Source organism: uncultured Rhodococcus sp., from assembly GCF_963525155.1.
GTDB classification, from domain to species: Bacteria; Actinomycetota; Actinomycetes; order Mycobacteriales; family Mycobacteriaceae; genus Rhodococcus_F; species Rhodococcus_F qingshengii.
Genome location: NZ_CAURKP010000018.1, coordinates 34,615 through 60,997, shown reverse-complemented (window position 1 = coordinate 60,997; position 26,383 = coordinate 34,615). Strand labels below are relative to the sequence as shown.

The 26,383-nt window shown below is 60.8% G+C and carries 28 protein-coding genes and 2 pseudogenes; 10 read left to right on the top strand and 20 right to left on the bottom strand.

Translation table 11 applies throughout. The annotated features are described in order from the left end of the window. Window positions 1-82 precede the first annotated feature (82 nt). On the bottom strand, window positions 83-1,135 hold the full coding sequence (ligD, locus tag RWT78_RS06815; protein WP_314674862.1) for a non-homologous end-joining DNA ligase: 1,053 nt from the start codon (window positions 1,133-1,135) through the stop codon (window positions 83-85). A gap of 96 nt (window positions 1,136-1,231) precedes the next feature. Here ligD and RWT78_RS06810 point away from each other — a divergent pair, with 96 nt between their 5' ends. From RWT78_RS06810 to RWT78_RS06795, 6 genes and pseudogenes are all read left to right on the top strand, one after another. After that, window positions 1,232-1,720 (top strand): DinB family protein, encoded by a 489-nt coding sequence (locus tag RWT78_RS06810; RefSeq protein ID WP_314674860.1) that lies wholly within the window; start codon window positions 1,232-1,234, stop codon window positions 1,718-1,720. 433 nt (window positions 1,721-2,153) lie between these two features. Then, a pseudogene (locus RWT78_RS29195) lies at window positions 2,154-2,462 on the top strand (transposase); the annotation flags it as partial. A gap of 55 nt (window positions 2,463-2,517) precedes the next feature. Beyond that, window positions 2,518-2,694, top strand: a complete 177-nt coding sequence (locus RWT78_RS29190; protein ID WP_399551435.1) for a hypothetical protein — start codon at window positions 2,518-2,520, stop codon at window positions 2,692-2,694. Between the two features lie 90 nt (window positions 2,695-2,784). Next, window positions 2,785-3,384, top strand: coding sequence for a transposase (locus RWT78_RS29185; RefSeq protein WP_399551429.1), 600 nt, complete (start codon window positions 2,785-2,787; stop codon window positions 3,382-3,384). A 197-nt stretch (window positions 3,385-3,581) separates the two neighbouring features. Further along, the gene (locus RWT78_RS06800; RefSeq protein WP_314674866.1) at window positions 3,582-4,202 is read left to right on the top strand and encodes a class I SAM-dependent methyltransferase; all 621 of its coding nucleotides are present in this window, start codon (window positions 3,582-3,584) and stop codon (window positions 4,200-4,202) included. 459 nt (window positions 4,203-4,661) lie between these two features. Next, window positions 4,662-5,951, top strand: a complete 1,290-nt coding sequence (locus RWT78_RS06795; RefSeq protein ID WP_314674858.1) for an MFS transporter — start codon at window positions 4,662-4,664, stop codon at window positions 5,949-5,951. A 347-nt stretch (window positions 5,952-6,298) separates the two neighbouring features. On the opposite strand, the gene RWT78_RS06790 is transcribed toward RWT78_RS06795, so the two are convergent. The 3 genes from RWT78_RS06790 to RWT78_RS06780 form a co-directional block, all read right to left on the bottom strand. Beyond that, on the bottom strand, window positions 6,299-6,997 hold the full coding sequence (locus tag RWT78_RS06790; protein ID WP_314674857.1) for a VOC family protein: 699 nt from the start codon (window positions 6,995-6,997) through the stop codon (window positions 6,299-6,301). Window positions 6,998-7,604: 607 nt separating this feature from the next. Further along, on the bottom strand, window positions 7,605-8,285 hold the full coding sequence (locus RWT78_RS06785; RefSeq protein ID WP_314674855.1) for a hypothetical protein: 681 nt from the start codon (window positions 8,283-8,285) through the stop codon (window positions 7,605-7,607). Next, complete coding sequence (locus RWT78_RS06780; protein WP_314674853.1) at window positions 8,278-8,889, bottom strand: TetR/AcrR family transcriptional regulator; 612 nt, start codon at window positions 8,887-8,889, stop codon at window positions 8,278-8,280. The genes RWT78_RS06785 and RWT78_RS06780 overlap by 8 nt, the downstream gene beginning before the upstream one ends. Window positions 8,890-9,430: 541 nt before the next feature. Between RWT78_RS06780 and RWT78_RS29180 the strand changes: the two genes are divergently transcribed. Next, window positions 9,431-9,964, top strand: a complete 534-nt coding sequence (locus tag RWT78_RS29180) for an SRPBCC domain-containing protein (RefSeq protein WP_399551433.1) — start codon at window positions 9,431-9,433, stop codon at window positions 9,962-9,964. 26 nt (window positions 9,965-9,990) lie between these two features. Here the strand turns inward: RWT78_RS29180 and RWT78_RS06775 are convergent, their stop codons facing one another. The 5 genes and pseudogenes from RWT78_RS06775 to RWT78_RS06755 all read right to left on the bottom strand — a co-directional run. Continuing rightward, window positions 9,991-10,530, bottom strand: a complete 540-nt coding sequence (locus RWT78_RS06775; protein WP_314674851.1) for a phosphoribosyltransferase family protein — start codon at window positions 10,528-10,530, stop codon at window positions 9,991-9,993. A 114-nt stretch (window positions 10,531-10,644) separates the two neighbouring features. After that, on the bottom strand, window positions 10,645-11,010 hold the full coding sequence (locus RWT78_RS06770) for a pyridoxamine 5'-phosphate oxidase family protein (protein ID WP_314674849.1): 366 nt from the start codon (window positions 11,008-11,010) through the stop codon (window positions 10,645-10,647). A gap of 172 nt (window positions 11,011-11,182) precedes the next feature. After that, window positions 11,183-13,663, bottom strand: coding sequence for a site-specific integrase (locus RWT78_RS06765; RefSeq protein WP_314674847.1), 2,481 nt, complete (start codon window positions 13,661-13,663; stop codon window positions 11,183-11,185). Next, window positions 13,663-14,451: a tyrosine-type recombinase/integrase gene (locus tag RWT78_RS06760; protein WP_314674864.1), complete on the bottom strand. Its 789-nt coding sequence runs from the start codon at window positions 14,449-14,451 to the stop codon at window positions 13,663-13,665. The genes RWT78_RS06765 and RWT78_RS06760 overlap by 1 nt, the downstream gene beginning before the upstream one ends. Window positions 14,452-14,655: 204 nt before the next feature. Continuing rightward, window positions 14,656-14,946, bottom strand: a pseudogene (locus RWT78_RS06755) (site-specific integrase); the annotation flags it as partial. Between the two features lie 205 nt (window positions 14,947-15,151). On the opposite strand from RWT78_RS06755, the gene RWT78_RS06750 reads away from it, so the two are divergent. Together RWT78_RS06750 and RWT78_RS06745 are read left to right on the top strand one after the other, a co-directional pair. Beyond that, window positions 15,152-15,316: a hypothetical protein gene (locus RWT78_RS06750; RefSeq protein WP_314674845.1), complete on the top strand. Its 165-nt coding sequence runs from the start codon at window positions 15,152-15,154 to the stop codon at window positions 15,314-15,316. Window positions 15,317-15,725: 409 nt separating this feature from the next. After that, entirely contained in the window at window positions 15,726-16,934 is a 1,209-nt protein-coding gene (locus tag RWT78_RS06745; protein WP_083059711.1) for an IS110 family transposase, read from the top strand. A 97-nt stretch (window positions 16,935-17,031) separates the two neighbouring features. On the opposite strand, the gene RWT78_RS06740 is transcribed toward RWT78_RS06745, so the two are convergent. Then, complete coding sequence (locus RWT78_RS06740; RefSeq protein ID WP_083059709.1) at window positions 17,032-17,466, bottom strand: MarR family winged helix-turn-helix transcriptional regulator; 435 nt, start codon at window positions 17,464-17,466, stop codon at window positions 17,032-17,034. Between the two features lie 69 nt (window positions 17,467-17,535). Here RWT78_RS06740 and RWT78_RS06735 point away from each other — a divergent pair, with 69 nt between their 5' ends. Then, a complete protein-coding gene (locus tag RWT78_RS06735) occupies window positions 17,536-18,084 on the top strand; it encodes a hypothetical protein (protein ID WP_083059706.1) in 549 nt (182 codons plus the stop codon). Window positions 18,085-18,206: 122 nt separating this feature from the next. On the opposite strand, the gene RWT78_RS06730 is transcribed toward RWT78_RS06735, so the two are convergent. The 10 genes from RWT78_RS06730 to RWT78_RS06685 all read right to left on the bottom strand — a co-directional run bounded on the left by RWT78_RS06730 (window position 18,207) and on the right by RWT78_RS06685 (window position 26,364). Beyond that, window positions 18,207-18,548: a hypothetical protein gene (locus tag RWT78_RS06730; RefSeq protein WP_139799866.1), complete on the bottom strand. Its 342-nt coding sequence runs from the start codon at window positions 18,546-18,548 to the stop codon at window positions 18,207-18,209. A gap of 97 nt (window positions 18,549-18,645) precedes the next feature. Continuing rightward, window positions 18,646-19,299, bottom strand: coding sequence for a TetR/AcrR family transcriptional regulator (locus RWT78_RS06725; RefSeq protein WP_242430871.1), 654 nt, complete (start codon window positions 19,297-19,299; stop codon window positions 18,646-18,648). Window positions 19,300-19,595: 296 nt separating this feature from the next. Next, window positions 19,596-20,258, bottom strand: a complete 663-nt coding sequence (locus tag RWT78_RS06720; RefSeq protein ID WP_314674839.1) for a TetR/AcrR family transcriptional regulator — start codon at window positions 20,256-20,258, stop codon at window positions 19,596-19,598. An 80-nt stretch (window positions 20,259-20,338) separates the two neighbouring features. Further along, entirely contained in the window at window positions 20,339-21,433 is a 1,095-nt protein-coding gene (locus RWT78_RS06715) for a DUF2637 domain-containing protein (RefSeq protein WP_314674837.1), read from the bottom strand. 98 nt (window positions 21,434-21,531) lie between these two features. Then, a complete protein-coding gene (locus RWT78_RS06710) occupies window positions 21,532-21,819 on the bottom strand; it encodes a hypothetical protein (protein ID WP_063316328.1) in 288 nt (95 codons plus the stop codon). Window positions 21,820-21,948: 129 nt separating this feature from the next. Beyond that, window positions 21,949-22,710, bottom strand: coding sequence for a ParA family protein (locus RWT78_RS06705; protein ID WP_242430879.1), 762 nt, complete (start codon window positions 22,708-22,710; stop codon window positions 21,949-21,951). 248 nt (window positions 22,711-22,958) lie between these two features. Further along, window positions 22,959-23,537: a hypothetical protein gene (locus RWT78_RS06700; RefSeq protein WP_063316330.1), complete on the bottom strand. Its 579-nt coding sequence runs from the start codon at window positions 23,535-23,537 to the stop codon at window positions 22,959-22,961. Next, on the bottom strand, window positions 23,534-24,733 hold the full coding sequence (locus tag RWT78_RS06695; RefSeq protein ID WP_242430869.1) for a replication protein: 1,200 nt from the start codon (window positions 24,731-24,733) through the stop codon (window positions 23,534-23,536). Before RWT78_RS06695 ends, RWT78_RS06700 begins: the two co-directional genes overlap by 4 nt. A 334-nt stretch (window positions 24,734-25,067) precedes the next feature. Then, window positions 25,068-25,268 (bottom strand): hypothetical protein, encoded by a 201-nt coding sequence (locus RWT78_RS06690; protein WP_128638045.1) that lies wholly within the window; start codon window positions 25,266-25,268, stop codon window positions 25,068-25,070. A 121-nt stretch (window positions 25,269-25,389) separates the two neighbouring features. Further along, on the bottom strand, window positions 25,390-26,364 hold the full coding sequence (locus RWT78_RS06685) for an asparagine synthase-related protein (protein ID WP_063316331.1): 975 nt from the start codon (window positions 26,362-26,364) through the stop codon (window positions 25,390-25,392). Between the last annotated feature and the right edge of the window lie 19 nt (window positions 26,365-26,383).

Here is a 26,383-nt window from a genome sequence, read left to right as displayed (position 1 = left end):
ATCAGTCATAGTGGCGTATCTCCTTTCAGAGTTACACCGTTGTTCTTACAGTCCCGTGCCGGTTGCCCGGCGTTTCCGGTGGTCAGTGTCGGCCGGGGAGGTCGACGTCATCGGCGGTCTTGTCGATGCGCATACCTTTGAATGCTGGGTGTCTGAGTCCGCCGCCGGTGTACTCCCGGTACTCGACGTCGCACACTAAAAGTGGCTCTGACCAGTGGGCTTCGCGGGTGATTGCTCGTGGTGGCGCGCTGGCGAACGGGCTGGTGGGTCGTTCGATGTCGATGAGTTGCTCGCGTAGTTCGCGGCGCTGTCTCGACGAAAAGCCGGTGCCGACGTTTCCGATGTAGACGAGCGATCCGGTGTCGTCGTGGGCGCCGAGGATCAACGATCCGATTCCGCCGGCGGCGTTGCCGGATCCGGGGACGAATCCGCAGATGATTCCTTCGGTGTTGGCGCGGAGCGGTGTTTTCAGCCAGCTCGGTGACCGTTTTCCGGGTTGGTAGGTCGAGGTGATGCTTTTGGCGACGATGCCTTCGAGGTGGTGTTTGCGGGCGACTTCGAGCATGGTCGGTCCGTCGACGTTGAGCCAGTGGGGTGGGACTTTGATGCGCGGGTGTTCGAGGTTGAGGTTGGCGAGTGCTTCGCGGCGTTCGAGGTAGGGCAGATCGGTCGTCGATGTTCCGTCGATGTCGAGGACGTCGAAGACGTAGTAGGTGGTCAGGGCGTCGTTGCGGAGTTGGGCGGTGGGTTTGAGGACGTGCATCCGGCGTTGCAGTCGGGAGAAGGACGGGACACCGTCGGGTCCGAGTGCGACGATCTCACCGTCGAGGACGGTTTCGCGGTGGTCGAGCACGGCGCTGAGTGCGTCGACGATCTCGGGAAACGAGGCGCTGAAGTTGTTGCCGTTGCGCGACCACAGTGCCGGCGGTTTGGTGCCGGTGGTGGCGATGGCTCTGACTCCATCCCATTTCGACTCGAAGGCCCTTAACTGAACTAACGAATACACTGCGAGCAGACAACAGTCCCTGGCCACGGTGATGACGCTGGCCCCTCTGCTGGCACTCCCCAGCGCATCGCCCTGGATGGCAAACGGATCGAATCGCCCTTCTTTGGCTCGTTTCCCGGTGCCGAACATTGCGCTTCCCCCACGGATTACCGTTCTGCGTAACCCATCCCAGCTGAGACCACACCGGCCCTCGGCCGTCCACATTACTGAATCGAGTGAAAGAATATGAGCACCAACATAATTACTGTCGGTACCGAGCGATCGATCCTCGAGAACATGCTCGACCGGAACCGCGAAGCGCTGATCGATACCGTGCGCGGACTCTCTGAAAGCGATGCCCGGCAACGACTCGTCGTATCGCTGACGACACCGATCTCCTTGATCAAGCATGCCGCTGCCGCGGAGCGAATATGGTTCCAACGGTTTTGGGCAGGACTCAGTGAATCTGAATGCGATGGATACTCCCGCCGAGACGAGGGCACCTTCGAAGTAGCGGACGACGAGGCGCTGGGAGATGTCATCGCCGAGTTCGAGCGCGCTAGCCAGCGGTCACGTGAGATCGCCTCCCTTTTCGCCCTCGACGACATCCTGGACATTCCGCGAGAAGGGACCGTCAGCTTGCGATGGACGCTACTTCTGATGATCCAAGAGTTCGCCAGGCACGCAGGTCACGGGGATATCCTCCGTGAACAGATTGACAAGCCGCTACTTTGAGAGGGCGCGGCCTCAGCTAACTCCCACGGGTCGCGACGAGCATGTTCGTCCTGCACAGCAGCATCCCCCTCGGCGCCGTCCGTGCCGTCTCATCCGGCTTGTGAGCCCCACCCGACAGCGACGAGCCATTCCAAGCCTTACCCGCGTCATTCAACACCGAGTGCGCGAGAACTTCTATCCCAGCTCAGCCCAACTTGCGCCACAATCATCCTTTGCGTTGGTGGAGCCTGAGGTAGTCGCTTCAGGCGCTCGTCGGCGGTCTGGGGCGTGGCTCGCCAATCACCTGCTGCCCCGGTGGCTTCGCGTGGAAGGCCACCCCGGACCGTGACGGGTCGTTTCGGCCGCTGATTGAGATGTGTTCGCGAAGTTTGTCGCTGTGTAAAGGTGGTCCGGCGAAACAGCCCTGACGAGCCCGAATTCGAAAGGAGTGCATATGGTCGAAATTGTCTGGGTTGGAATCGATATCGGCCGCCACGCTCATCACGCGGCCGCAGTCGACGACAGCGGCGCTGTGCTGTGGTCACGCCGTATTCGCAACGACCAAGCCGAGGTCGAGACACTGCTCGAACGAATCGCAGATGTCGGGTCGGTGGTATGGGCGATCGACATGACCGCACCGGAATCTGCCTTGCTCCGTGGCGTGCTGGCCGCGCACGGTCAGCAGGTGCGGTACGCGCCTGGCAGGGTCGTCCACAATATGACCGGTGCCTTTGCAGGCGAGGGCAAGACCGACGCCCGCGATGCGGTAGCGATCGCACAGACCGCACGTCTACGCGGCAACCTGGCCAGGGTTTCAAATGCCCGACGATGTCGCCATCGAGCTCGAGCTATTGACCGGTCACCGAAGCGAGCTCGTAGCCGAACGCACCCACGGCATCAAACGACTGCGTGTCCTGCTGACCCGGATTTTCCCTGGACTGGAGCGGTGTTTCGACTATTCGACGCTGACCGGTCTGGCGTTCGCCACCAGGTAAGTCACCCCGTCGTCGATCAACGCGGCCACCGACGAAGAAATCTACGATCACCTGCGTACTCACGGGGTTCGCCGACCCACGATCCCTAATATGATCGGTGCGGCTCGTACGGCAGCCCTGGCGCAGCCCATCGCACTGGCCGGTGAAGCAGCCACCTCAGTCTTGATTCAGCAGGCAGCCAGTTCGCTGATCCTGCTCACCCGGCAGATCACCGATCTGGACAAACAAATCACCGGTGTCTTCCGGCAACATCGGCACGCACGCATTCTCGAATCCGTGCCCGGCATAGGAACCCGAAGCGGAGCCGAACTCATCGCGATCACCGGCGGTGACCTCACTTCGTTCGGCTCGGCCGCCAAACTCGCCGCCTACGCTGGCCTCGCCCCGGTGCCGCATGACTCAGGAAACCGACACGGCACTTTGCGCAGACCTCAGCGCTACCACCGTGGCCTCCGGAAAGTGTTCTACATGGCTGCGCTCAACAGCTCCCAACGCGACGGACCGTCCCAGGAGTTCTACCAGCGCAAACGAGGCGAGAAACGCTCGGCTGTGCACGCTTTGATTGCGCTCGCTCGTCGTCTCGTCGACGTCGTGTGGGCGCTGATCCGCGACAACCGCGAATGGACCCCCGAATCCGCGACCGAGCGCCACCAATCTGCACCGAAAGCCGCCTACTACCACCACCGATGACGCCAGTGGTCCGTGCCGAGTCGGATGGGTGACCGTAAACGGAGGAAGGAAGACGCCGAAGGTACTCGCAGTGCACGCGTGGCTCATCTTGATGGCTTGGATGATGGTCGTGTCCTAGCTGGGTGAGCGGAGATGTCACGGGCGCACTTCAATGGACTGCCCGGCGCGGCAACGGCAGCAAGCTCTACGCCTTCGGCATGATCGTTGGCATGACGAACGCCGCGAACACAGTCCAGAGTTCATACTCCAAATGGTCCGCGAAGTACGTCGAAGTCGCCGGAGCGATCTCAAAGACGCATCCCTCCGACCGAGCACTCGTCAGCACCTGGGCCGACAGTTTGACCGGTCCGGTTCTCGACGCGGGTAGCGGGCCTGGACAGTGGACAAACTTCCTCTCGCAGCACGGACTCGACGTACGCGGGATCGACCTCGTTCCGGAGTTTGTCGAGCACGCTAAGGCGACCTACCCCGACCTCACTTTCGATATCGGGAGCTTCGAGGAAATCGACGCGGAGACAGGCTCCCTTGGCGGAGTGCTCACCTGGTACACGACCATCCATCATCAGCCGGACAATCTGCCAGCTGCACTCACCGAGTTCGCACGCGTAATCCGGCCTGGCGGCGGGCTCCTGGTCGGGTTCTTCGAGTGGCCCAACCTCGAACCGTTCGAGCATGTCGTTACCCAGGCGTATCGCTGGCCGGCACAAGAGATGCGTGAACTCATCGAGGCTGCAGGGTTCGACGCCCTGGAAACACACACCCGGACCGAGAAGGATGTGCGGCCACACGGCGCGATCGTTGCCCGACGCACGCTATGAATAGGTACACCTACGACACTCGCACCGGCGAGCCGCCTCCTCCTGGGCCGAGTCAGAGTGGGCTGCGCATCTACCACCTTGCGCTATCCGAAGGGTCAGCGAATGACGCTCACATTCATTAATAGCCGACGCTCTGATTGGTGGACACAACCACACAAGCGGTGATCGGAATATCACCGCCAGACTTGCTTCCCGCATCGAGATCCACAGCCACTCTCTGGCAGGTTGCGGAAACGGGCTCCAGTACAACCACCAATTGTCCATCGTGACCCTTCCTCAATTGGGCTGTTGCTCTGAGTCAGTGACGACCTGGCGGGTTGACTGGCGGATGAGCAGTGTCCGAAAACGTGTCAATCGTCAATCAAAGTCGTCGCGAGCTCGAATATTCGTTAGGTGTCGTCTGCGAGGATGGTCATTTCGTCAAATGGCATCCTCGAACAGAATCAGGTGACACCCCACGTGAGCGACATCGGCACGGCCACACGGCTCCCCAGGTTTTGGGGTGTCCTCGCCCAACGCGACTTCCGTCTGCTCTGGACCGGCGATGTCATCAGCGGGATCGGCAACGGGATCACCACCGTCGTGCTCCCGATCCTGGCCCTCACCAACCTCAATGCCACCAACTTCGAAGTCGGACTACTGGCCGCCGCCGTCTGGTTGCCGTGGCTGATCGTGGGGTTGCCCGCCGGCGCCTGGATCGACAGGTTGCGGCGCCGGCCGATCATGATGGCCTGCCACGGCGTATCGGCCGTCCTGTTCGCGAGCGTCACCGTGGCGTGGTGGTTCGAGGTGATGACGTACTGGCATCTACTCGCGGTCGCATTGCTGACCGGCACAGCCACCGTGTTCTTTCAAACCGCCTACCACTCGTATCTGCCTACGATTCTTGCTCGCGAAGATTTAACGGAAGGCAACGCGACGATTCAAGGGGCAGAGGCTGCCACCCGGGTGGCGGGGCCCACCATCGGCGGCGTGGTGGTCTCGGCGTTCGGGGCTGCGGTGGGTCTGTTTGTCGACGCGTGGACGTTCGTGATCTGCCTGGTGTGCATTCTGCTGATCCGCACCCGCGAACCCGCCACCGTCCGCGAAACAAGCCGAGAACCACAGGAGCCGCTGACACGTCAGATCGCGATCGGGATGCGGTTCGTCTTCCGCGACCCCTACCTCAGGCCGATAATCATCTACGGAACCGTGCTCAACCTCGGATTAACCGGCTTCACGACCATCCAGATCATTTTCCTTCTCAAGTCACTCGAGGTCGATACCGCGATCGTCGGCGTTCTCATAGCTGTCACCGGCATGGGTGGGATCGTCGGATCGCTCATCGCCCGCCCCCTGGGCCGGCGATTCGGCACCGCCCGGAGTGTCCTGGTGTGTCAATTGGTCACCGGCCCCTTCGCCCTGCTGGCCCCACTCGCCGAACCCGGAATCAGGCTCCTGCTGTTTTGTGTCGGTGGATTCGTCATGGTCGCCGGAGTCGTCTCCTGCAATGTCGTCCTCGGGAGCTTCCGGCAGACCTACTGCCCACCTGAGCTTCTCGGCCGTGTGGTCGCGACGAGCATGTTCGTCCTGCACAGCAGCATCCCCCTCGGTGCCCTCCTGGCCGGGTTTCTCGGCGACCGCGTCGGCCCCGCCTCAACCATGTGGATCATGGCAATGCTGATCGCCCCGTGCGGCCTCATCCTGCTGGTCAGCCCTATGCGAAAGCGACGAGACCTTCCGAGCCTGGCCCGCGACATTCACTCCTGAACGTGCGAGGTCTTCATTCTCAGCTCGGCCGAACTTGCGCCGCAATCATCCATAGCCGCTCTCGGACAGGTGGCGGAAAGGGCACCAGTACAGCCACCAATTGTCCGCAATGAACCTTCCTCAATTGTGCTGTTGCACTGACTCAGTGACGACCCGGTAGGTCGACTGGCGGATGTGCAGTATTCGAAAGGATGGGTGCCGCAGGCTGCCGCCGGTGAATACCGGTGGACGGTAAGTATTCGACCCCTGTGCTATTCGTTGGATTCTCGCGGCTATAGGCAGAGCGTCCTTAGATCACATGCCAACTGCTGACTACAGCCTCAGCCCGCCTGGCACCTGGATTCGGTTCACAGCCCGGCCTCAAGTTCCGCAGCTCTTCGCAAGTCATCGGCAAGTTCCGGTCCACCGATCCCCGCCTGCCCCACGCGACCCAACAGTTCTCGAGCCACGTCCAGCTCACCCTGCCGGACCGCCACGTCAGCCCGCAGCACCAGTAACTTCACGAGCTGCACGGCGGTCGGCTCCTCGTCGCTCCGATGAAGCGCCCGGTCGAGGACCTTCACCGCCAGACCCAGATCCTGCTTGGAATCGGCGAACAGAGAGCCCATATGAATCGCCCGATCAAAAGTCTCCTGCGGCAATGACCGGTGCCGTTGATCTTCACTGATCGGCTGGGCGATCTGGATGGTGTTCCCACCCGGATCGGTCATCAGAAACTGCCGAACCCCGTAGCTCATATCCTTCAACGCACCCACCCGCGGAACCCCCTGCGTGGGCACTGACCCGAAAGTCTCCTTAAGTCCCTGTGTGAAGACCGCGTACAGGTAGTCGACGTCATCGGTGTTGACCAGGCACCCATGCGAGGAGGATACCGGATCGAAGTCTTTGTCTCCGTAGAAGTTCAACTCGATACCCCCACGCTGCACAGTCAGAAACTGGTACGGCGCACTCTGCCGGAACGTGATCTCAAACCCCAAAGCCGTGTAGAAATCGGCCACCGGATCAACCGAGCGGGCCATCAACGCGGGAATCGTCTTCTCAGTCATGACCCCGACGGTAGAGCTCGAATAGTCCTGGCGCACATATTAGTGAGAACCCCAACTTTCCCTGGTCATCCGCTGATCAGCGCTATCTAGCGGACTCCGGCACTGCCGACCACTACATCAACAATTCGTCGATTAGTAGCACCTGTTCAGATTGGTACGTAGACCACGACAATCTCGGGGAACGATCCGCTGATGTTATCGCCGATGCGTGACCACAGAAACGGGAACGTGAAACTTGGTGTAGCTATAGCTCTTTGGCCAGCGCATTTCGACTCGAAGGCCCTTAACTGCACTAGGCAGAGAGCATCTGCCCTTGGTGAAAGCCTTCAAACGACAAGACATCGTCAGAATCGGCAACACTGCGGGACGCGTGCCCGCACTCTGGTAGCGAAGCTGCCACTCGATACTGACGATGCACTTCGCATGTGAACATAATTCGTTGCAGTGCAGCGCATTTCATCGACTATTGGCAACCCTGCGTACCAAGACTCGTCGTATTGCCCAACCGGCGTGGACAGTACGTCCCACCCGGCCGCAGCGCTGCACGTCGCGGAAATTCGAGACTGGCAAGCCTGTGATTGACGTGAGCTCGAATGAAGCACAGGCTTCACGGAATGGCCCGGTACTGCTGGGTGTCGTGGCGGTCCCGCACTGCGATGCCGAGGTCACAGAGTTCGTCTCGGGCGTCTTCAGCGGCGCCGGGACGTTTGTCGGCCAACGCTCGCTGCCGGGTGCGCAGGAGATCGTGCGCACGATCATCCAGAGACCCACTTCCATCGATCCATGTCTCGAAGGCATGGTCGCGGGGGTCTCGTGTGCCCTGCCAGGGGTACGCGAAGTGCTCGAAGGCGGCGCGCAGTCTGCCCACGAGAACCTTGTCAGTCGGGACGCGAAGCATCTCGTTGGAGGCGCTGTCGATGACGACAAGGTCGCGGCCGTCGGTGAACACGCCGCCGATGCGTCCGCGGGCGACATGACGGCTGCTCCCGGCACGGTGCACCGTCACCCCTTCCGAAGTGATCGCGGTAGTGCCATTCTCCTTTTGCCACACTCTGGAGAACCAGGCCCCGACACCGAGCCCGACCAGAGTAAGTACCGGGATCGCCCAGACGAGGGGTAGTCCTGCTGCCAAGCGCAGCGGACCGGGCGCATCGCCGGCGAACCCGAGTAGCCAGGTCACGAGCGGCCCGATGAGGAAGGCGGCGCCGAACCCGAGCAACGCACCCGACACGTGCATGCCGACGATCCATCGTCGCGGGATCGAGACGTTGATGGAGTTTTCAGCCATGACGTTCCTCCTGACGGTCTCGCGGGGGCTCGAGGTAACCGAGCACGGTGCGGTGCAACTCGGTATGTGGGGAGTGCCCTGGCCGGGCATTGAGATAGGTCGCATCGACGATCGCCAGCAGCCAAGTTGCTGTCTCGGTCGCGTCCAGGTTCGAGTCGATGGCGCCGTCGGCGATCCCGCGAGCGATCAGAGCGGCAAGTCCTTCACCGAGGACGTCTGCGGTACGCTCCACCACCGCCAGCAGCTCGGGGTCATCCCCGACGCGGCGTAACAGCTCGATCAGCATGCCCGAGGCCGAGGGGTCGGCAGCGTCTTGGGTCAGGGCGTCGAGTATGTCCAAGATCGCCGCCGCCGAGTCGGGGCCCGCACTGTGCCGGGCGATCAACGCCTCGGCGGTGGGCAGGTCTCGTTCGAACACAGCTCGGAACAAAGAGGCCTTGTCCTCGAAGTAGTAGAAGACACTGGCCGGACTGGTGCCGACCGCCTTGGCGACCTCGGCGACGCTCGTGCGGTCGTATCCCTGAGCTGCGAACAGGCGACCAGCCTCGACGGCGATCTGCTCCCGCTTCTGCGCGATCCGTTCCGGATCAGCCCGTCTCGACACACCGCTCCTTTATATTGTCTGATCAGTCAATCAAATAGTAGGCCTCAGTGGTGCCGCCCGCAAGAAGCATGCCTTGCTGGAACCGGCCTGAACGTGCGCGAGGTCTCGACGTTCCCGGTCGCCGAGGAAATACCGGACCTAGGACAACGCTGGGGTCATCATGAGGATGACCACCATCAAATATTCTCGTAAGCTACTGCAATATAAGAGCATTCAGATCAAGAGCGACAGCGCACGCAAATGATGTCGATGTCTGTCTGATTTCATCAGATGTAACATGCCGATGCAGAAACTCGGACACAATGCACCGAAGCTGCTGCGCGCATCAATGAGCGGCCGGCCCCTGGGATGATGTTCCCGAACGAGTAGCCTCCTGCGATGGAAATCCCAGCAATCTCCGTCATGAGATCGCCTTCGTCGATCCCCTCCTAGGCGGTTTGCCCGGCTGGCCGTGGACGATCGACTGGAGGCGCGGCGGAAAGATGACAGGTGACTCAGGGCTGTGCGATTACTTTCTGCTGTGCCGGGAGTCAGTATCAGCATGACGTCATCACCCATCATTCGCGACACCTTGACTTTCGAACGAAAAATTTCGGCGACACCAGACGTCGTATGGAGGGCTTACATGGATCCCTCCGCACGGGCCATGTGGTCGGCGCCAGCTGGCGAAGCACTGGTCTTCGACCGTACCGATTTTCGCCCAGGCGGGCGGGACGAATACCGATGCGGGCCGGTTGACTCACTACCGTTCCATGGAGTGCTTGACTATCTACACATCGAATCTCCAATGCTCATCGTCCACACCGACACAGTGACCACGAACGGGCACCTGCTGGCCGCCGCACTGCTGACGTGGGAGTTCGCGGACGATCACGACGGCTGTACGACAGTCAAAGTCACAAACCAGGTCACCTCATTCGTTGGGAACAGCATGATCGACGGACACCGCAACGGTCACCTCAAAGCACTCGGCCAACTCAACGATTTCGTACTACTCAACCCAACAGAGCCCCGCACTGGCCCGGCGAATCATCGAAGCGATGAGTCAGCTCTCAACTCGCCGTCGGGCCCCTGACCGTGGCCCTCGGGTCACTAGGATTCTCACTCGCCCGCGAGTGCCGAATCCAGGAATTCTTTCGTGAATACAGACTGAATACTCACGTCGACATCCGCGAGTGCAGTTCCGTGCGAACCTGATCGGTCGATCGCACACAGCACTACCGAAACATCAGCTCCCAGCTCCCGGAGCGCGAGGGTTGCGTTTCGAACAGCGCCGCCAGTGGTGATCACATCCTCGACCAAGGTGATGACCTTCCCCTTGACGTCGATGCCCTCCGCCAATTTGCTCGTCCCGTACTCTTTCGATTCTTTCCGGACAAAGACTGCAGGGAGCCCGGTTGCCTGGCTGAGCATCGTGACGAGGGGAATGCCTCCCATCTCGAGACCCCCGAGGACCTCGGTCTGATCCGGAATCAACGGAACCATGCGTTCGACGATGCGGCGCAGAAGGGCTGGATCGGTCTCGAACAAGTACTTGTCGAAGTACTCGGTTGCGGTGATCCCGGAACGGAGCTCAAATGTGCCCGTCAACCGACATTTTCGGTCCACGTCGCGGGCTAGATTCTGCAATTCCTCGGCCATACTGACCATTGTTTCGTGTACTCGCCGACCGCATTCGACCGGCCATCATTTCCGTCCGGCCGATCCGGTAGCAGCCGGAACCAGCGCTCCTGCGTATCCACTGCGGGTGGCTGATCAGTCTGGTCGCAGAAGCCACCGCTTGACTGCAACTTCGATGAGCACGCGCGGGCCGTCTTGAGTCTCGTCCGTGGCGTCCCAACCGTCGTACTTGTCCGCAAATAGCCCGATGAGGTCACCATATCTGTCGAGGTCGTGATGAATCGTGGCGAGTCCTTGGGCGACCCATGGGTCTCGAGCGGTTCCGTCGACCGCGAGTGAGATCCGCGGTTCCCTCAGCATGTTGCGGACCTTCAGGTTCACAGTCGAGCTTGCAATCCAAAATGTGTTGTCGCGCAAGAGAAACCAGGCGGGCGTGGTGTGCGGCGATCCGTCTCGGCGAAGGGTCGTCAGCCACACACAGCGAGCGTCAGCAATAGTCACAAACCCAGTATCGACCTACCCGCCGGGCGTCGGAGGAAACGCGCCCTTCGCCACCGCTCGGATCACGGACCAGCGTGGGCGCCTTTCAACTTGGCTCACGGTGGCGCGCTAAACCGCTAAACAGTGACTGTAATGAGGAGATGATGCGTTCGAACTTCGATTACAAGGTGATTCAATCCGATTTTCTGGGGTGGGTGCGTACGGCGACGGCGGGGAAGCTGGGCATGTTGAGTTGAACGGCACGACGAGCTCGCCGATCGATGTGGTCAAGTTTTTCCTCGGTAGCCGCGAGGCTCACGCGGAGTCCTTCTGCTTCACCGATCCAGCCTTCGCTGTCCGCCTCGGCAATTCGGGCAGCAAGGTTGTCGCGTATCTCGACCAGTCGGAAACGTTGGGCGGGATCCACACGTAAGACGGGGCACCGGATGCAACTGTGTTCATGCTGGCAGCTGGTGCCGTAGGCGCGGCCGCATTCGCCGAGGGCGAGTTTGCGGCGCTCGAAGTGTCCGAGAAACTCATCCCATTCGGCATCTGTCGGGGTGCGGTATTCCTCGCTCGGGCGGAGGGCGCGTCGGCGCGAGATGAAGGCGCGGTGTCCGTTGATCGCTTCCTCCGGGTAGATGGCTTTGTATCCCATGGTTGTGTTGATATCCTTGTGCCCCAACAGAACTTGAGCGATATGCGGAGGCATGCCGTTCATGATGGCGTCGGTAGCGAAGATTCGGCGCAGATCGTGGGGCTGGAAGTACAGTGGTTCGCCTGCTGCGTCCTTCACTCCTGCCGCATCGATGAGTTCGGTCAGTGCATTGCGGATCAGGCCTGCGGATACCGCGCGGTGGTGGCCACCGCATTTCCATTGGAACAAGAGTGGGGCGGGTGCTACCCAGATACGTTCGTTCCGGTCGTAGAGAGGCACAAGGGGCACTCCTCCGTCCGCGCCGCGTATTCGGGACACGATTGTCGACAGCATGTCGGCGAGGTCCGGACTGACCACAAGTAGGCGTTCCTCGTCTGTCTTCGAGGGCGCAATCTGCAGTAGCGGGATGAGCTCTCCGGTGGTGGGTAATCGATATTGGGTGATGCTGTGATGGCTGATTTCGAGCATCTCTTCGATTCGAACGCCTGTGTGTCGCAGGACTTCCACAGTTGCCAGAGCCCAGAATGCCCGGTTCTCGGCTTCTCGGAGCCGGATGGGTCGTCCCTCGGAGTCGTAGATCACCGGAATGCCGTCAGCGCTTGCTTTCAACCATGGGTCCGACTTGGTGTAGGTCTTGCCGAGGACGGTGAATTTCGAGCCCGGCGATGCCGCAATAGCAGCCTCGAGGAGCATCTTGGCGTCATGGGCTCGTTGTTCGGCGATCCGCACCAGTTCAGGCAGTCGAGGTAGTCGCTCTCGTGTGCGCTGATCCATGCGTGCTTTGCGTCGGCGTCCGATTTTCTTCGCGCTCGTCTCTCCTGGGCCGATCGGACACGGCACTACCCACCGCGCCCACCGTGCGGGGTCGAGTGCTGCCCACGCCGCCAGGTCGAGATAGAACGCGCGCACAGCTGTCAGCATGTCGGTGTAGTTCATTCGTGGACTACGGGTCTCGGCGTACGTTCCGTCGGGGAGTCGGCGGCGGCTGACCTTCCAATGCATGCGTTCTTTCCACGCCTGGGCTACGCCGCGGTCGAGCTCGAGCGAGTTGATTCCCGGATGGGTGGTCTCCAGGTTTTTCCAGAAATGCAGCGCCAAATGTCGTGAGAGATTGTCCAGCGTCGTGTAATCCAACGAAGGGTGACGTTCGGACAGATAGTCCACGAGGAGATTCCGGACGTCGGAATTTGCGATGTCGAAGCGATCGACGAGTTCCGCGACGGTGCTCTGCCCTCGATACACCGTGACGAATCGTAAAGTCGGTGGCGCGTCTGGTGGGAAGATCCCGATGTCGTGGAGAAGTTTGTAGAAGAGGTAGCGCGTTTTACCTCTCGAGCAAACGGCGAGCTCCGCCTGGCGAAGTTCGACGCAGTCGCCGACGGTGATGTCGGAGAGGCCGCCGCCTTTGGACAGGATCAACATGGAGATTTGCCATCGTGCAGTTCGACCTTGCATTGCTTGGGCAGTCTCTGCACCGGCCGCGGTCTCCAGTCGCTCGAATCCTTTCGGATCTCGGCTGATTGCCGCCCAGTCGCGCCAGTAGTGCGACCGGTGCAGTTGGACTACGAAACGTAAATCGGGGCGAATCAGATCCGCGACGAACAATCCGATCAGGGCATGGGTCAGGACTGTGGAGCGGACCGATGGCACCCCCTGTTCGTCCAGCCACGTTTCCGGTATCGAAACCCATCCGAGACCGTGTTCGGCGACGCCACTGCCGTTCCAGCGGTCTTGCCAGCTCTTTCCCGGAAACGAGTTCAGCCACCGCAGAAGCTGCCCAGCACCTCGGACAGCGTCGCGCTGAAAGCTCTCACTACCCTGAGCCCGGATCATGAGTGCTTCCACCCGCTTCAGGGCGGCCGCTCGGCCGAGTTCGGTCGTCTTCCACGACGATGGCACCACACGCGGTGGATACCGATCGAGGAGGGTGTCGATGACACTGCGATTCGCACCTTCGCGGGCATCGACGTTCAGGCTCCAACTGGCAGGCACTTTGGAGACACGTGCAGAAACCATCAGCGTCGACCTCCGAAAAGTACGTCCAGTACCGCCGGGTTGTAGCCCGGCGCTGGCGGTGCGGGCATCGCTTGGGTGTTGCCAGGGTATCGAGCGTGGTGGGCTCGGACGTGTGCGAAAACTTCGTCGCGACTCGGAGTCAGATACAGCTGAGTGGTTGTCAGGTGCACGTGGCCCAGGATCCACTGCACATCGGACAACGGCATGTCAGGATCGCTCGTCATCCGAAAGGCGGCGGTGTGGCGCAGGTCGTGAATGGTCCAATTGGATCCCAACATCGACTGCGCCCGTGAGAACATCGCGCGCGCTCCCGAATATGTCAGTTGCCGCCACGGCCTTCGCAACGTCATCCACAAGGGATGATCGCAGCCGCGAGGGGCATCCTTTCCCCATGCCTCTTCTTGATAGATCCGCAACCACACGAACGCATCTGGCGACGCCGGCAACTGTTGGACCTCCCGGGTCCCCTTCCTTGTTACCGTGATCAATTGCTGGCCCGGGTCCGCGCTCTTCTGGGACATCGACAGGAGTTCGTCGGCGCGGGCACCGGTCGAGACCCAAAAGGCCAACATTGCCCGATCTCGGTTAGAGGACAACGCCGCGAATAGTTCGTTGAAACGGTCGTCGGGAATGCGCTTGGGTATCCGTTTCGGAACCTTGGGTCGGTATCGGCCCTTCCGCTCGTTACGAAACGGATCGTGCGGATCGTGATGCGCGTTCGACCGAAAAGCGCGGGGCGAGCGATCCACCGGGAACGGATTGACGACCGGCCCAGCACCGATGCTCATCTGAAAATCGTAGAACGCCCGCAACACCGTTTCCGCATGCGCTCGAGTGGCCGGGGAGAATTTCTGTCCCTGTCGCGGCTTGCCGGTGACCTCGTTGACCATCCAATGACCACTCTTGGCCGCGTTGCCCCCTACAGGTGTTGTGCCGGAGACTTTTTCGCCCCGTCTCCGCCAGTGTTCACGCCTGGGTTTATCCGCAATCTTCATCCAACGCGCAAAATCACGGCCCTCCGTGGGAGTGGCTCTCTCCCATCCCACGTCGACCGCTGCGAGAAATCTCCACCACCGCAACAAGTCATGTCCGTACGATCGGATCGTCGCCGATGACCGGTCACACGCGTGAAGTTCCTCGAAAAATATTGTCGCAGTGCCGATTACCTCACCTGTCGCATCGAGCAACCTGTACGGCTCTGCTTCGGAACCTGTCGAAATCAGCCGCCCGACATCGGGAACGACCAGCCCTGCAAGATCAGCCCGGCGCGTCTCGCTGCACATACTGAGGAAAGTATCAGCACGCACCCTGACCTGCAATGATGCGATTCGTTAGTTCAGTTAATACGCCAGCGCTCCCCCGTTGGGGGATGCCCGAGTGTGGCGAGCATCGGCGGCACTGGTTTTCCCGTGGCGGCGCTCATGCCTTCTACTGTGCGCGGGTTTGTACTGGTTCGGGCGGGTTTTCGGAGGTTGAGACAATAGCGAGATGAGCGAGAATGCAGAACCCGATGAGGTTCGAGGGTGGAGTCCGGCCCCGGACGACGGCCAGGCCGGCACGGTGATGACGAAGGATGGTCAGTGGGCCTACCGGTACAAGGACGGCGCCGATTTGATCATCATGAAGATGCCCGAGCGCGACGCTCCGGAGTAGATCCCGAACATTGCGCGGTCTCGGCCAATCGGGGCTATCACTCACAGCCACGGAGCTACACACGAAAGAGCACCAGGTCGCCACAGTTTACCGATCTGCAACGGTTTATTGCAGGTCAGGACGTCGGCCTCCGCTTCGGTCTGGTCAGTGTGGCGACCTGGTGCTCGTCGCGATTGCAAGGATAGCTCGTGGGTCCGACAGTGATGATGTTCTTAGTTTCTGACCGCCGTGCCTCTGGGTCTGACTGTCGCCCTGCTGGGTTGACCTTCACTTGGTTTGGTCGGCGGTCAGGGACCCTGTTCGCTGGTCGGGTGGACATGACTTCATAGGAGCCTGGCCATGCCTCGTCACTGTCCTGTCTGCCACCCGACCGGCGTCGAATCACAACCGACACGGAAGGCAGGACGTCATGACGGCACTCGCTCAGGAGGAAGTCCGGATCATCGGTGGTGCCGACACTCATATCAACACCATCCACGTGGCTGCGATCGACACGGTTGGTCGGGTGCTCGGTGATCGCGAGTTCCCTACAACCCCTGCGGGTTATAGCGATGCTCTGGCATTTCTGGGTGCGTTCGGCGTCGTGGAGTGTTTGGGTGTCGAGGGCACAAGTTCGTATGGTGCCGGGCTGACGAGCGCTGCTCGCAGTGCTGGGATCACGGTGCGTGAAGTCATTCGCCCTGAGCGGTCGGTCCGTCGTTTACAGGGTAAGTCTGATCCGATCGACGCGTTACAGGCTGCGCGGGCAGTGCTGTCTGGCCGTGCTGCTGTGAGCCCCAAGGACGCGGGAATCGAGGCTCTCCGGGCGATGCACAACGCACGTAAGTCGGCAGTGAAAGCTCGCACGGCGGCGATGAATCAGATTCATCAGATGCTTGTCACCGCACCTGTGGAGATTCGTGAAAAGTACCGGCAGTTGAAGGAGAAGAAACTGGTGTCCGCGCTGGCGCTGTGTCGGCCTGCCGCGAAGAGCGGCATCGGCGGAGTGGTGCTGACTGCCCTGAAATACTTGGCACAGCGGCATCAGTTCCTCACCGCTCAAGCAGAAGAGTTGCTGGTTCAGGTTCGGGACTTGGTTGCGGCTGAGAATCCGACGTTGCTGTCGGCGAAAGGCGTCGGCCCCTCGACTGCGGCGCAATTACTCATCACGGCAGGAGGCAATCCAGAACGGCTTCGTAGTGAGGCGTCGTTCGCTGCGTTGTGCGGGACCGCCCCTGTTCCGGCGTCGTCGGGGAAGACGGTGCGCTATCGGTTATCGCGTGGTGGTGATCGGGATGCGAATTGCGCGCTGCACACGATTGCGTTGGTTCGTATGTCCAGTGATCCCCGTACTCGTGAGTTCGTTGTTGCTCAGCGAGCTAAGGGCAGGGAAACTCCCGAACTCATCCGGATTTTGAAGCGTGCGATTGCTCGCGAGGTTTTCCGGCATCTCACCCAACCGTTTGCCGTCGCCGGGATCGAGGACCTGCGACAAACCCGGCGCGAGAAGAATATCCCATTGCGCACGGTCTCCGCCGCGCTCGGCACCTATCCCATTCACGTCAGCAGGATTGAGCGCGGCATCTACCACGACAGGGAGTTCACCGACCGATACCGCATCTGGCTCGACGCTGCTTGAGTGCGTCGCGGTGACCCTCCGCCTGTCCCCTAGTTAGCTGCAATTCCCCGACACGTTGCGAACGCGGAGGGCACGAGATGGGAGCGGCCATCTTTTGTCAAGAGTGAAGGGCTGCGTGTCGAAGGAGTTCTGCGGCGGCGGCGAGGTGTTGGAGCAGCGTCTCTCGTTCGGCGGTCGTGAGTTGGGGTGTGTGGACGGCCAGCGCCGCGCCGAGGGTGTTGTTCGCTCGTTTCAGGACGGCGTCGCGGGTTGACCCGGACAGTTCGACACGGACCTTGCGGCGATCGCGCTCGTCGGGGGTGACGGCGAGGGCGCCGGCAGTGGCGGTTGCGTGCACGATCCGAGAGACCAGACTCTGAGCCAGGCCCGTCCGTTCAGTGATGTCGCGAATCGTCGAACCGGGGTGGTGAGCGACGTCCTCGAGGACAGCGAGTTCGCCAGCATTGACCCTGTCGGCGCCGGTGTTTCCCGTTGCTTCGAGGGCGATCTCGCGCAGAGTGCGAGCAAGTCTGTGCAATTCGGAAGCGCGCATGCCCCCAGTCAATCACAAGTGATACATTCAGAAATGCATCACTTGTGATTGATAATGGGAGGTTAGACGATGCCGTGGGACTGGAGTGCAGTGAATCAGGTGCTCGACGATGTCGTCATCCTTGCCGGGATCGGGTGGATGATCGTTCGCCAGTTCATCTGGAGGTCCACAGATTTGTCCAGGATGCTACGGCTACCGGCGCTCATCCTGGCCGCAGGCCTGATCTATGTCGTCTTCGAATTCTGGGGCGACTTTCGATGGATGGTTGCAGACTGGATCATCGTTGGAGAGTTTCTCCTCGTCGCGGTCACCGGAACTGTCATGGGGCACGTCACCCGCTTCCGTAGCGTGGAGAATCGTCTGCAATTCAAGCTCAACTCCGCCGGCCTCTGGTTGTGGGTGATCTTCGTCGGCATCCGAGTCGGCTCGTTCTATCTGGCCGCCGCTTTGGGGGCGAGCCTTGCGGGCACTACTGGACTTGTCCTGCTGTCGTTCGGTATCAATCGTCTCGCCGCGATCGTGGTGGTGAGACGCCGTGCGCGCGATCTTTCCGGCGGAGCCGTGCAGGTTGCGGAAAGCTCGCCACGAGGGACACGAACGCACCATTCGCGGCTCTGAGAAGGCGACGTTTCGCCATACTGATCGTCGATCGCAGGCTAAGAAGACCTTCCGGATGGCTCTGGCTCCGCGCTACACCGTTGACAGCCATAGGAGCATCATTTGGTGAGGGTGTTCGGGGATCAGTGCTTGCCGTGCGAGGTCGCGTTCGCCTGGCGCTGCTCGCCTTCGAGTCGTGCCAGTTTGTAGCGCTGGATGTTTGTCTCGGACTTGTGCCTTGCCCAGGGGCGTAGCGCGGCGGCGAGGCCGGCCACGACGAGGGGGATGGCGGCGAATGCGAGGCCTATCTGCCATGTTGCGATGGAGGCGGGGATGACGAGGGAGTCGGGTATCGAGATTTCCATTCCCCCGCTACCGGTTTGAGGCCGGAATACGGTGCCGATCATGATTCCGGAGACGAATGCGAGGCCGACAGCTGCGAGTAGTGCGATCACTCGGATCTGGATTTCATTCTTTCGGCTCATGGTGTCTTCTTCCCCCTGGTGGTGCTGTGGTTGTGCAGCTCACTCCGATTGTTTTCGAGTATTGCAGTCGACTGTGACAGGGACCTGATCAGCGATGTCAGTGGTCAGGTCCCTGCACGGTCGGTTCGGTGTTGCGCAGTTGTCCCGCAACTGCATCCTCGATGCGGGTTTCGAAGTCGACGTCTTCTCGAAGGATCGCTGAGGCGTGGGTGGCTCCGATGGTGCCGGCGCAGAGGTTCCATGCGAGTCGGTGCGCGGTGGGGGTGTCGGGGATTTCGCCTGTGGTGATGGCGGTGTCGACGATGTCGCTAACGGAATCGACCCAGCGTGCGAAGGCTGCATCGTTGTCGACGGCTGGTTCGAGGATCAGTTTCATCCCGGCGCGCAGATTGGTGTCATCAGCGATCTTGTGTGCCAGGGAAGTGAAGATCGCAGTCAACCGATCGAACGTGGTCCCTCCAGCGGTGCGTTCCGATGCGTCGCGGATGGACTCGTCGACCGCGAGATTCCAGTCTGCGATGAGCTGTTGCGCAATCGCCTCCTTGGATGGGAAGTGGTAGTAGACCGCACCTCTCGCGAAGTGGCCAGCGTCGAGGATTGTGTTGATGGTGGCGTTGCCGTACCCGTCGATGTCGAACTGTTGGGCAGCGACCGCGATGATCGCTTCTCGCGTTCGGATCGCGCGATCTTGCATTGCGGCGTTCTTGCTGCCGTGGTTTCGGCCGATGTGGGGGCGAATAGGATTGCTCATGGCTACAGGTCCTGTCTGTGGCTCGGTCCTGGTGGTGTTGCGAGCACTGCCAGGACCTCTGTTTGTACTGTTGGTTCGGCTGAGGCGCGAGGCCTCTCCATATGCACTGTCGAACGATCATGGCGGTCATCGGTTTTCAGCGTGGCTGGCATGACTGTGCAAGATCGCAAGGGTTCAGCGTCGAGCCTGTGACTCGGTCAGGGCTGTCGGTGGTTCTTGAAAGTCGGAGAACAACTTTCGGTGGATCTTTTCGGTGTACGAGTCGGGCCGGGGCGTGTGATCCGGCGCGGAAGTGTTCACAGCGTCGCTCCTTCGATCATGCGGACGGACGCCGGGTCGGTTCCGCGCCACATCATCAGCAGATCATCGACACGCCTGGTGATGGTGTCGTTCTCGCTTCGACTCGCCGAAACTTTTACCGCGCCGACGAATCCGGCGCAGAGAGTGTCTGCGAGCCTTGACATGCTTTCGGCGCAGTCGAGGGCGCCGGAGCGGATCGCGTCTATGACGATCGGCGTGACGGCTTCGGTCCATGTCTCGTAGGTGGCACGGGCATCACTGAGCGATTTGTCGACGGACAGGATGAGTCCGGCTCGGGTGATCGCTTCTGTTTGGGTGCGGCGGGCGAGTTCGCGGTAGATCATCAGCACTTGCCGGTCGGCGGGTTGACCTGTCGCTGCGGCTTTCTCGACTGTTTCGGTGACGGCGTCGGACCAGCGGCGGAGCATTTCGCTCGCGATGGATTCTTTCTTCGAGAAGTGGAAGTACAGCGCGCCTTTGGTGGTCTCGGAGATCGCCAGGATGTCGTTGATGCTGGTGCCCGCGTACCCGGTTTGACTGAACAGGGTGGCGGACACCTCGAGGATCGCTTCTCGGGTGATTTTCGCTCGTGGCTGCATAGGTGGTCGGCCGGTTTTGCCGTGGTCGATGCCTTCGGATCGGTCGGTATGATTGTTCATGGTCACAGGTGCTTTCTGTGGTCATCGGCCCTGACGGTGTTCGAGCACTGTCGGGGCCACCCTTTTGTTGGTGGGTTGGGTCAGACGGTGGTGAGTTCGTGGTCGGCGGGGCTCTCGGCGGACCGGAGGTCGGGCAGTGGTGGGCTCGTGAATCCCGCTTCTCGTGCTGCGTTATCGAACTTCACGTACCGGCGCCATGCGGTCGATATTGCGACGGGGGGCTTCGACTCCAAAGCGATGGTTTCCCATGTGAGGTTCTGGTTCGTCAGCTTGCGGACCGCTGTGTCTTTCACGTTCTTCGCCAGATCCGAGCTGGCGATGAACGCCATGAGGTCGTCTATGCCGGGGTCGGTATCGGCATGGGCTTCTTCGGCGTCTTGGCGGTGAGGGAACTCCGCAATGGTGTCTTGGGTGTCAATGTCGTCGAGGCCGTCATCCGTCATTTCGTCGACGAAAAACGGCTCCGCAAAGTCCGCAATAAGCTCGCCCTGGTCGGTCTGTGTGTCCGCCGTTGTGGCGTCTTCGTTTCGTTGCGCTTCCGCCGGCTCCGCCATATTGTCGGAGATCTTTTCGCCGGAGCGAGGGTCGCGGGTCGGTTCGTGACCGGCGGCGAGATCAGACGCAATACTCGTTGCAACCTCACTGGCGGTGGCATTTTCGACGATCGCACGGTATGCGGCGTAGGCCATTCCGACTGCCTTCACCAGGATTGTGATTCCGTGGGTGAATGCCAGGACCAGGGCCGGTGGAATGATCGCTATGGCGGCTGCAATGGCGGGCGCGAGTGGAGTGAACCCGAGGTCTCCCCCACCGTCGATCGACTTCTGCGCGGCGATTGCTGCGTGATAGGCGTGGTAGGCGTTTCCGAGGATGCTGATCACGACGACGCTGACGGCGAGTGCGATGTAGAAGCCTCTGTCGCGTTTGTTCATGTTGAGCTTGCTGATGATGACGATGGCGATGGTGGCGCCGAGGATGGCGCTGTCGACGATTGCGGGGAAGATCCAGGTCAGGTGTTCGGGGATCAGTGCTTGCCGTGCGAGGTCGCGTTGTACGGCGAAGGAAAGTACGAATGCGCCGGTGGTGATACCGAGGGCAATCACGATCGCGAGTGCGAGTGCGGCGAGCAATGCGCCTAGCTGAATACGGGCAGCTCTGAGGCTAAAGTCGGTCATGACTGGGTTCTTTCCTTCAAGTGGTTTCCCGGTCTGGAGCCTCGCCGGGTGCATCCGGCGGGGCTCCTTTTGCGTTTTCAGATCAATCAGCGCGCTCGCTATCGGGTACTGCGGCCGTGCTTTTTGTAGTGCTCGGGGTAGGTCGACTGAATTGCCTGCTCGATGATCGAACGGATGCTGTGTCCGGTCTCGTCTTCGACGGCGTCGATAGTTTCCCGGAAGCTCAAGCCGAGTCGGGTTGAGAACTGGATGACGGGTTCGGCTTTTTCCTTCTTCGGCCGCCCTACCGGCCTGCGTGCGGCTGGAACCTCTGCCGAATCGACAGCCTCGTCGACGGCCGGACGCGGCCCTCTCCGTGGGGCGCTGAGGTCAGGTTCTTTGCTCATTAGTCCATTCCTTCGTTCGGTAACTCATGAGTTCATGCATTGCTGCATTCGTTACGTAACTCACGCATGAGTTAGTGCATTCACTCATTATTGCACGCGTGCATGAATTAATTAAGTCGACTCACGCACTCATGCGTTAATGAATGCGGAAAATATTTGCTGGTAAGCGGCAAAAACGGGCTCACCCTTGTCGAATTTTCCGTACCACTCGCCGGTCATGCGCGACTGGTCGACGATGGTGCGATTCGGAATGATTGGCGTCAGAACGAGGCCCGTTTCCCTTAGTTGCTCCAGCGCTTTCACTGAAACTTTCGTCATCACTGTCTCCTTGACGGCGCCGACGACGATGCCTGCCTCACTGAGACGGCAGGGGGCACCGATCGCTTCGCGACTTTTGCGGAACTTTGCGACGGACTCTTGCGCACCTTCGACGCCGTCGATCCCGTCTTGATTCGCGGTTGCGGCGTAGATGACCTTGTCGCTGGCGGCGAGCGCATTTTGCGTGAGCGTTCCACCTTGGCGGTTAGGGCAGTCGATGATGCGAATTTCCGCAGTGTGCCCTTCCAGCGCCGTTGCGAGCCTCAGTTCGGCGTGATCCTCGTAGTCCCTCTCACGGTTCGAGAGCGACCTCGAGGACGGAATGATGCGCAGATTGTCGTCCCACCCGCTGTCAATGGCGAGATCTTCGGCCCACCCTTCCGGGTTTTCGTCGGCCAAGATCGCGCCCACGTGCTGCCACGATTCCTCCGGGTAGCTGCCGATCCATTTGGTGGCTGCACCTCGGGGATCTAGGTCGATGAGGGTGGTCTTGAACCCCGACAGGGCAGCCACCATTGCAAGGGAAACTGCGGTCGTCGTCTTGGTGACTCCACCAGCCTCGCTGTACACCATGATTGTCGTCATGCATGAATGCTAGCACTCATGCGTTAACTCTGTCTGTAGTTAATGAGTTCATGCATGCATTAATTAACGCCACCTTGTCGATTGCTTTTAGTCACGGCATCACCGCTGGTGAGGAAGTTTTGCGGTCCGCTGCACTTCCGCTCCCACACCACTGTCAATTCGAGGCAAAGACGCAAAATGCGCAAAATGTGGAGCGTTCCTGGCGTTGCCTGACTCATCCCACTGTCGCAAAGGTCTTATATCCGGGGGCGAATATTTCGCCGTGCTGGGCCGAAGACTGTCACTCCGCGTTCGACGTCGGCCGGCGTGGAGCTGTGGTGAACGAGAGAAACCCGGTCTGTTGCGTGCACTGCGGCTTGGTCGTAGGAGTGCACGGTCGCGTTGTCGTAGGCATAGGTGGTGGTGTCTTCTCCGACGTCGCCGAAGGAGTCGTCGACGAGGTTGCTTGTGGCTCGGTTGGTGGCGCGGACGCGTGTGGTGTCGAATGCGTCGGTATGGGCGTTCCCGTAGGCGAAGAGAGTTGTGTGCCCGAAGATTTGGGATCGTGCGGCGTCTGTGGCCACGATCTGGGCACTGCGCTTCGTTTCGGGTGTCAGTCGGGTGATGATGACCCGTGAGACGCCGACGATGCGGATCGTGATGCCGTCGGGCAGCTCGGCGTCGGTGAGTTCTAGAGGTTCGTCGTTCCGGTGGTCGATGACAATCGTCTTTGCGCCGGTGCGCAACCGTTCGTGGATCTGGGTGACGGTCTGGCATGGGGAGAGCGGCCGGCGCTTGACGGGCGGCCGCTTCGGGGACTGGCGTTTTCCGTTCATCGCTTACCCCGATCTGAGAGATGGGTGATCCACACGGGCGAGGTTTCATTCTCGCGCGCGGATGCCTGGGTCTTTCGGATGCGGGCGCTGTCGGCGGCTCGGCGGGCGACGAAACGGGCAGCTTGGCGGCCGGGGGAGTCCTCGGATGCGGCCGATGCGTAGCGGTTGCGTTCGGCCTCGAATGCTGCTGCCTGTCGTTCGCGCTCGGCTTTTTCCTGGTCTACGGCTATCTGAGCGAGAACGTGTGGTGCGAAGGCCAAGTCCTGCTGCTTCATGAGCCAACGGATGAACGCTATGGGGTGCTTCGGGGTCGGTGCCATCCGCGTGGCCTTGCTCCAGGCGTCGATCGCGTCGTTCAGATCGGCGGCCGTCCAACCGTGTGCGGCTGGGTCGGTCAGTGCGGGTGCCCACCCTCGGGGGGTGTGCCGCCGCGCCCAAACGGGAGTTCGTGGATTGCTGAGCCATTTGGATGCGAGCAACAAGCCTTTCCGGACGACTTCGGCCTTCTCGACATCGGCCTTTGACTCCTTGCGCCGCGAAGCGGCTCGTTTATCCACAGATCGTTTTGTATTAAGTACCTCTCTACGAGAGGTAAAGCTCTTAAAGTGACCGCTATGCGGGTGGGGTGCCATCTGTATGGAACCGGCGACGACGATGCGGGTTTTATCCACAGGCTTGCTCGGGTGCAGTGCCCAGACAGACGCCCAGCCGCGGGCCTTGTCGTTGAACCTCCATGAGGCATACCGCTCGTCCTTGGTGCGGAGTCGCCCGCGGAGAACCTCGGTGGCCACGCGCAGGAGCTTGAGGGCTTGGCGTGCTCGCTGAACAGTCCGCTCTTTCTTGCCGGTGCGTTCGACGATGGTTTCCACGGTCAAGCGTGAGTTGCGGCCGGTGTCGAAGTCCGCGGCTTCGGCCATGACGGTAGCGACTGCCAGCAAGGACTTGAGGCTGATGCCGCCGCCAGACGACCGAACCAGCGCCGGTCGAATCCGTGTGTATTCGGCGGTGAACGCACACCGAACGACGATCTCGACCCAGTGCTGGGCGCCTCGCCATCGAGCGATGCCGCCGTATGCGCCGTCTTCGAGGGCGAGTGCGACCTTGCAATAGCGCCGGCACGCGGCTTCCTTGCCGAGCGTTTTGAGCAGCATCGGGGTCAGGGCATGGCACTGGTGCCCGTACAGGTGCCCCTGCATCCTGCGGGGTGTACGAGCGGTTCCGTAGCGGCGCCGCGTAGGGCTGCTACCGCAGTACGGGCGCTGTATGGGTGCGGGCGTGTGCTCCATCGCTGAGACACGCGAAAAATCGGTTATGGATTTTGCATCAGGACGCGATGTACCCTGAGACCTGTCGCGCAAGACAGTCCCTTCGGGGAAAGCAGCAAGACCCTAAGATCCGAGCGTCAACTCGTTTCTTACGACATCCGAATCCCCCGGCCCGTCAACCGGGGGATATCGTCGTTTTAAGGGCGATCAACTGCGCATATGAGACCGAAGCGGGGTTTCCGCATCTTCGGCGTTGTGGTCACCATTAGGCGGTCATCGTCAGCCTCTCTGTGTGGACTGCGGCCGGGTCGAATCGGGTTACCGCAGCGCTGAGGATGTCGGCGACGAGTTCGCTCTCAGTCAGTCCCCGAGCTTCGCGCATCAGGGTGAGGCGGTCTTTGACATCCACGGGCACTCGCGTCTCGACACGACGCCGCTCGCCTTTACTCGGACGACCTCTCGCCATGACAAGCCCCTTCCAGTTCGTCCGCGCGGTGGCGCGGGCATTGTGTTGCCTGCAAATACTCCCGCAGAAATGTCGAGATACGCAGCCGACACGCCGGTTCAATTCGTTCGCTCTATATGGGTCAGTGTAAATCGGCTAGAAAAAGCCTGACTGCGACGGACTCCATCGGTTCCGTGAGCGGATTGCTGTAGGTCGTTGCTCCTGGAAGCTGCGCGGCACGGGCACGCGCTGCATCAGCGAGCGCATCGAAAAGGCCACTGGACCGTTGAATAGGGGATTTACGTGTCCAGGCCAGGTGCTGCGCAGTTTCCGGAAGCAGGCGCTCACATGCCAGCCGGACTGCGAGTTTGTCGTGCGCTGCGCCAGTGACGTAGCCGAAGAGAGCGGGTGGCGCTAGTTGTTCAGCGAGTTGCCAGAACCGTTCTGTCTGGAATACATGGATGAGTGCTTGGGCGTCGTCGCCTAGCAGTCGTTCGTAGAAATCCGGGACCAATCGATCGCGAACGAAGTTCGTTCCCGTCTCGGTGCGAACTACTTCGTCTAAAGCCTGGTTCGCTGCGGCGGATTCGATCGGGTGCTCGATCACCCGGCCTCCTGCAAAAATTGCATCTGCACCGCTGCCGGTGAGAACAGCTGCCGGCGCCGGGGACGCTGCGCTGAATCGGCGGATCAATTCTGAGGCAGCGAGGATCGGGATAGCGGCTGCGACCTCCCACAGTTCGTTGACTCCTAGAGCGACGACTGCCGATTTAGCGAGGCTGACGACGTCTGATGAGCTCAGGACAACAACTTCATGCCGCAGTCCGAGTGCTTCGGCAGCGGCTATCGCGGGTGCTCGATCGACGGTTTCCCCGTCGACGACGATCGTGATCGCTCGCGGTGTGGTGCCGAGGGCGACTGCGGTCGCTGCGACGAGGATCGAATCAACGCCACCGGAAAGCAACACGATCGGATCTGCGGGGTAGCTGTCGAGCACCACTCGTATTCGATCGAGGGTTTCGGCGGCTATTGCCTTCGCCGCGATGTCAGGGTCTGTGGTGGTGCGGAGGCTGGAACCATCGACGTCGAGTGCGTGATCGTCTGCGACGAACTGCATTGGCTTTGCGGTCTGGAGT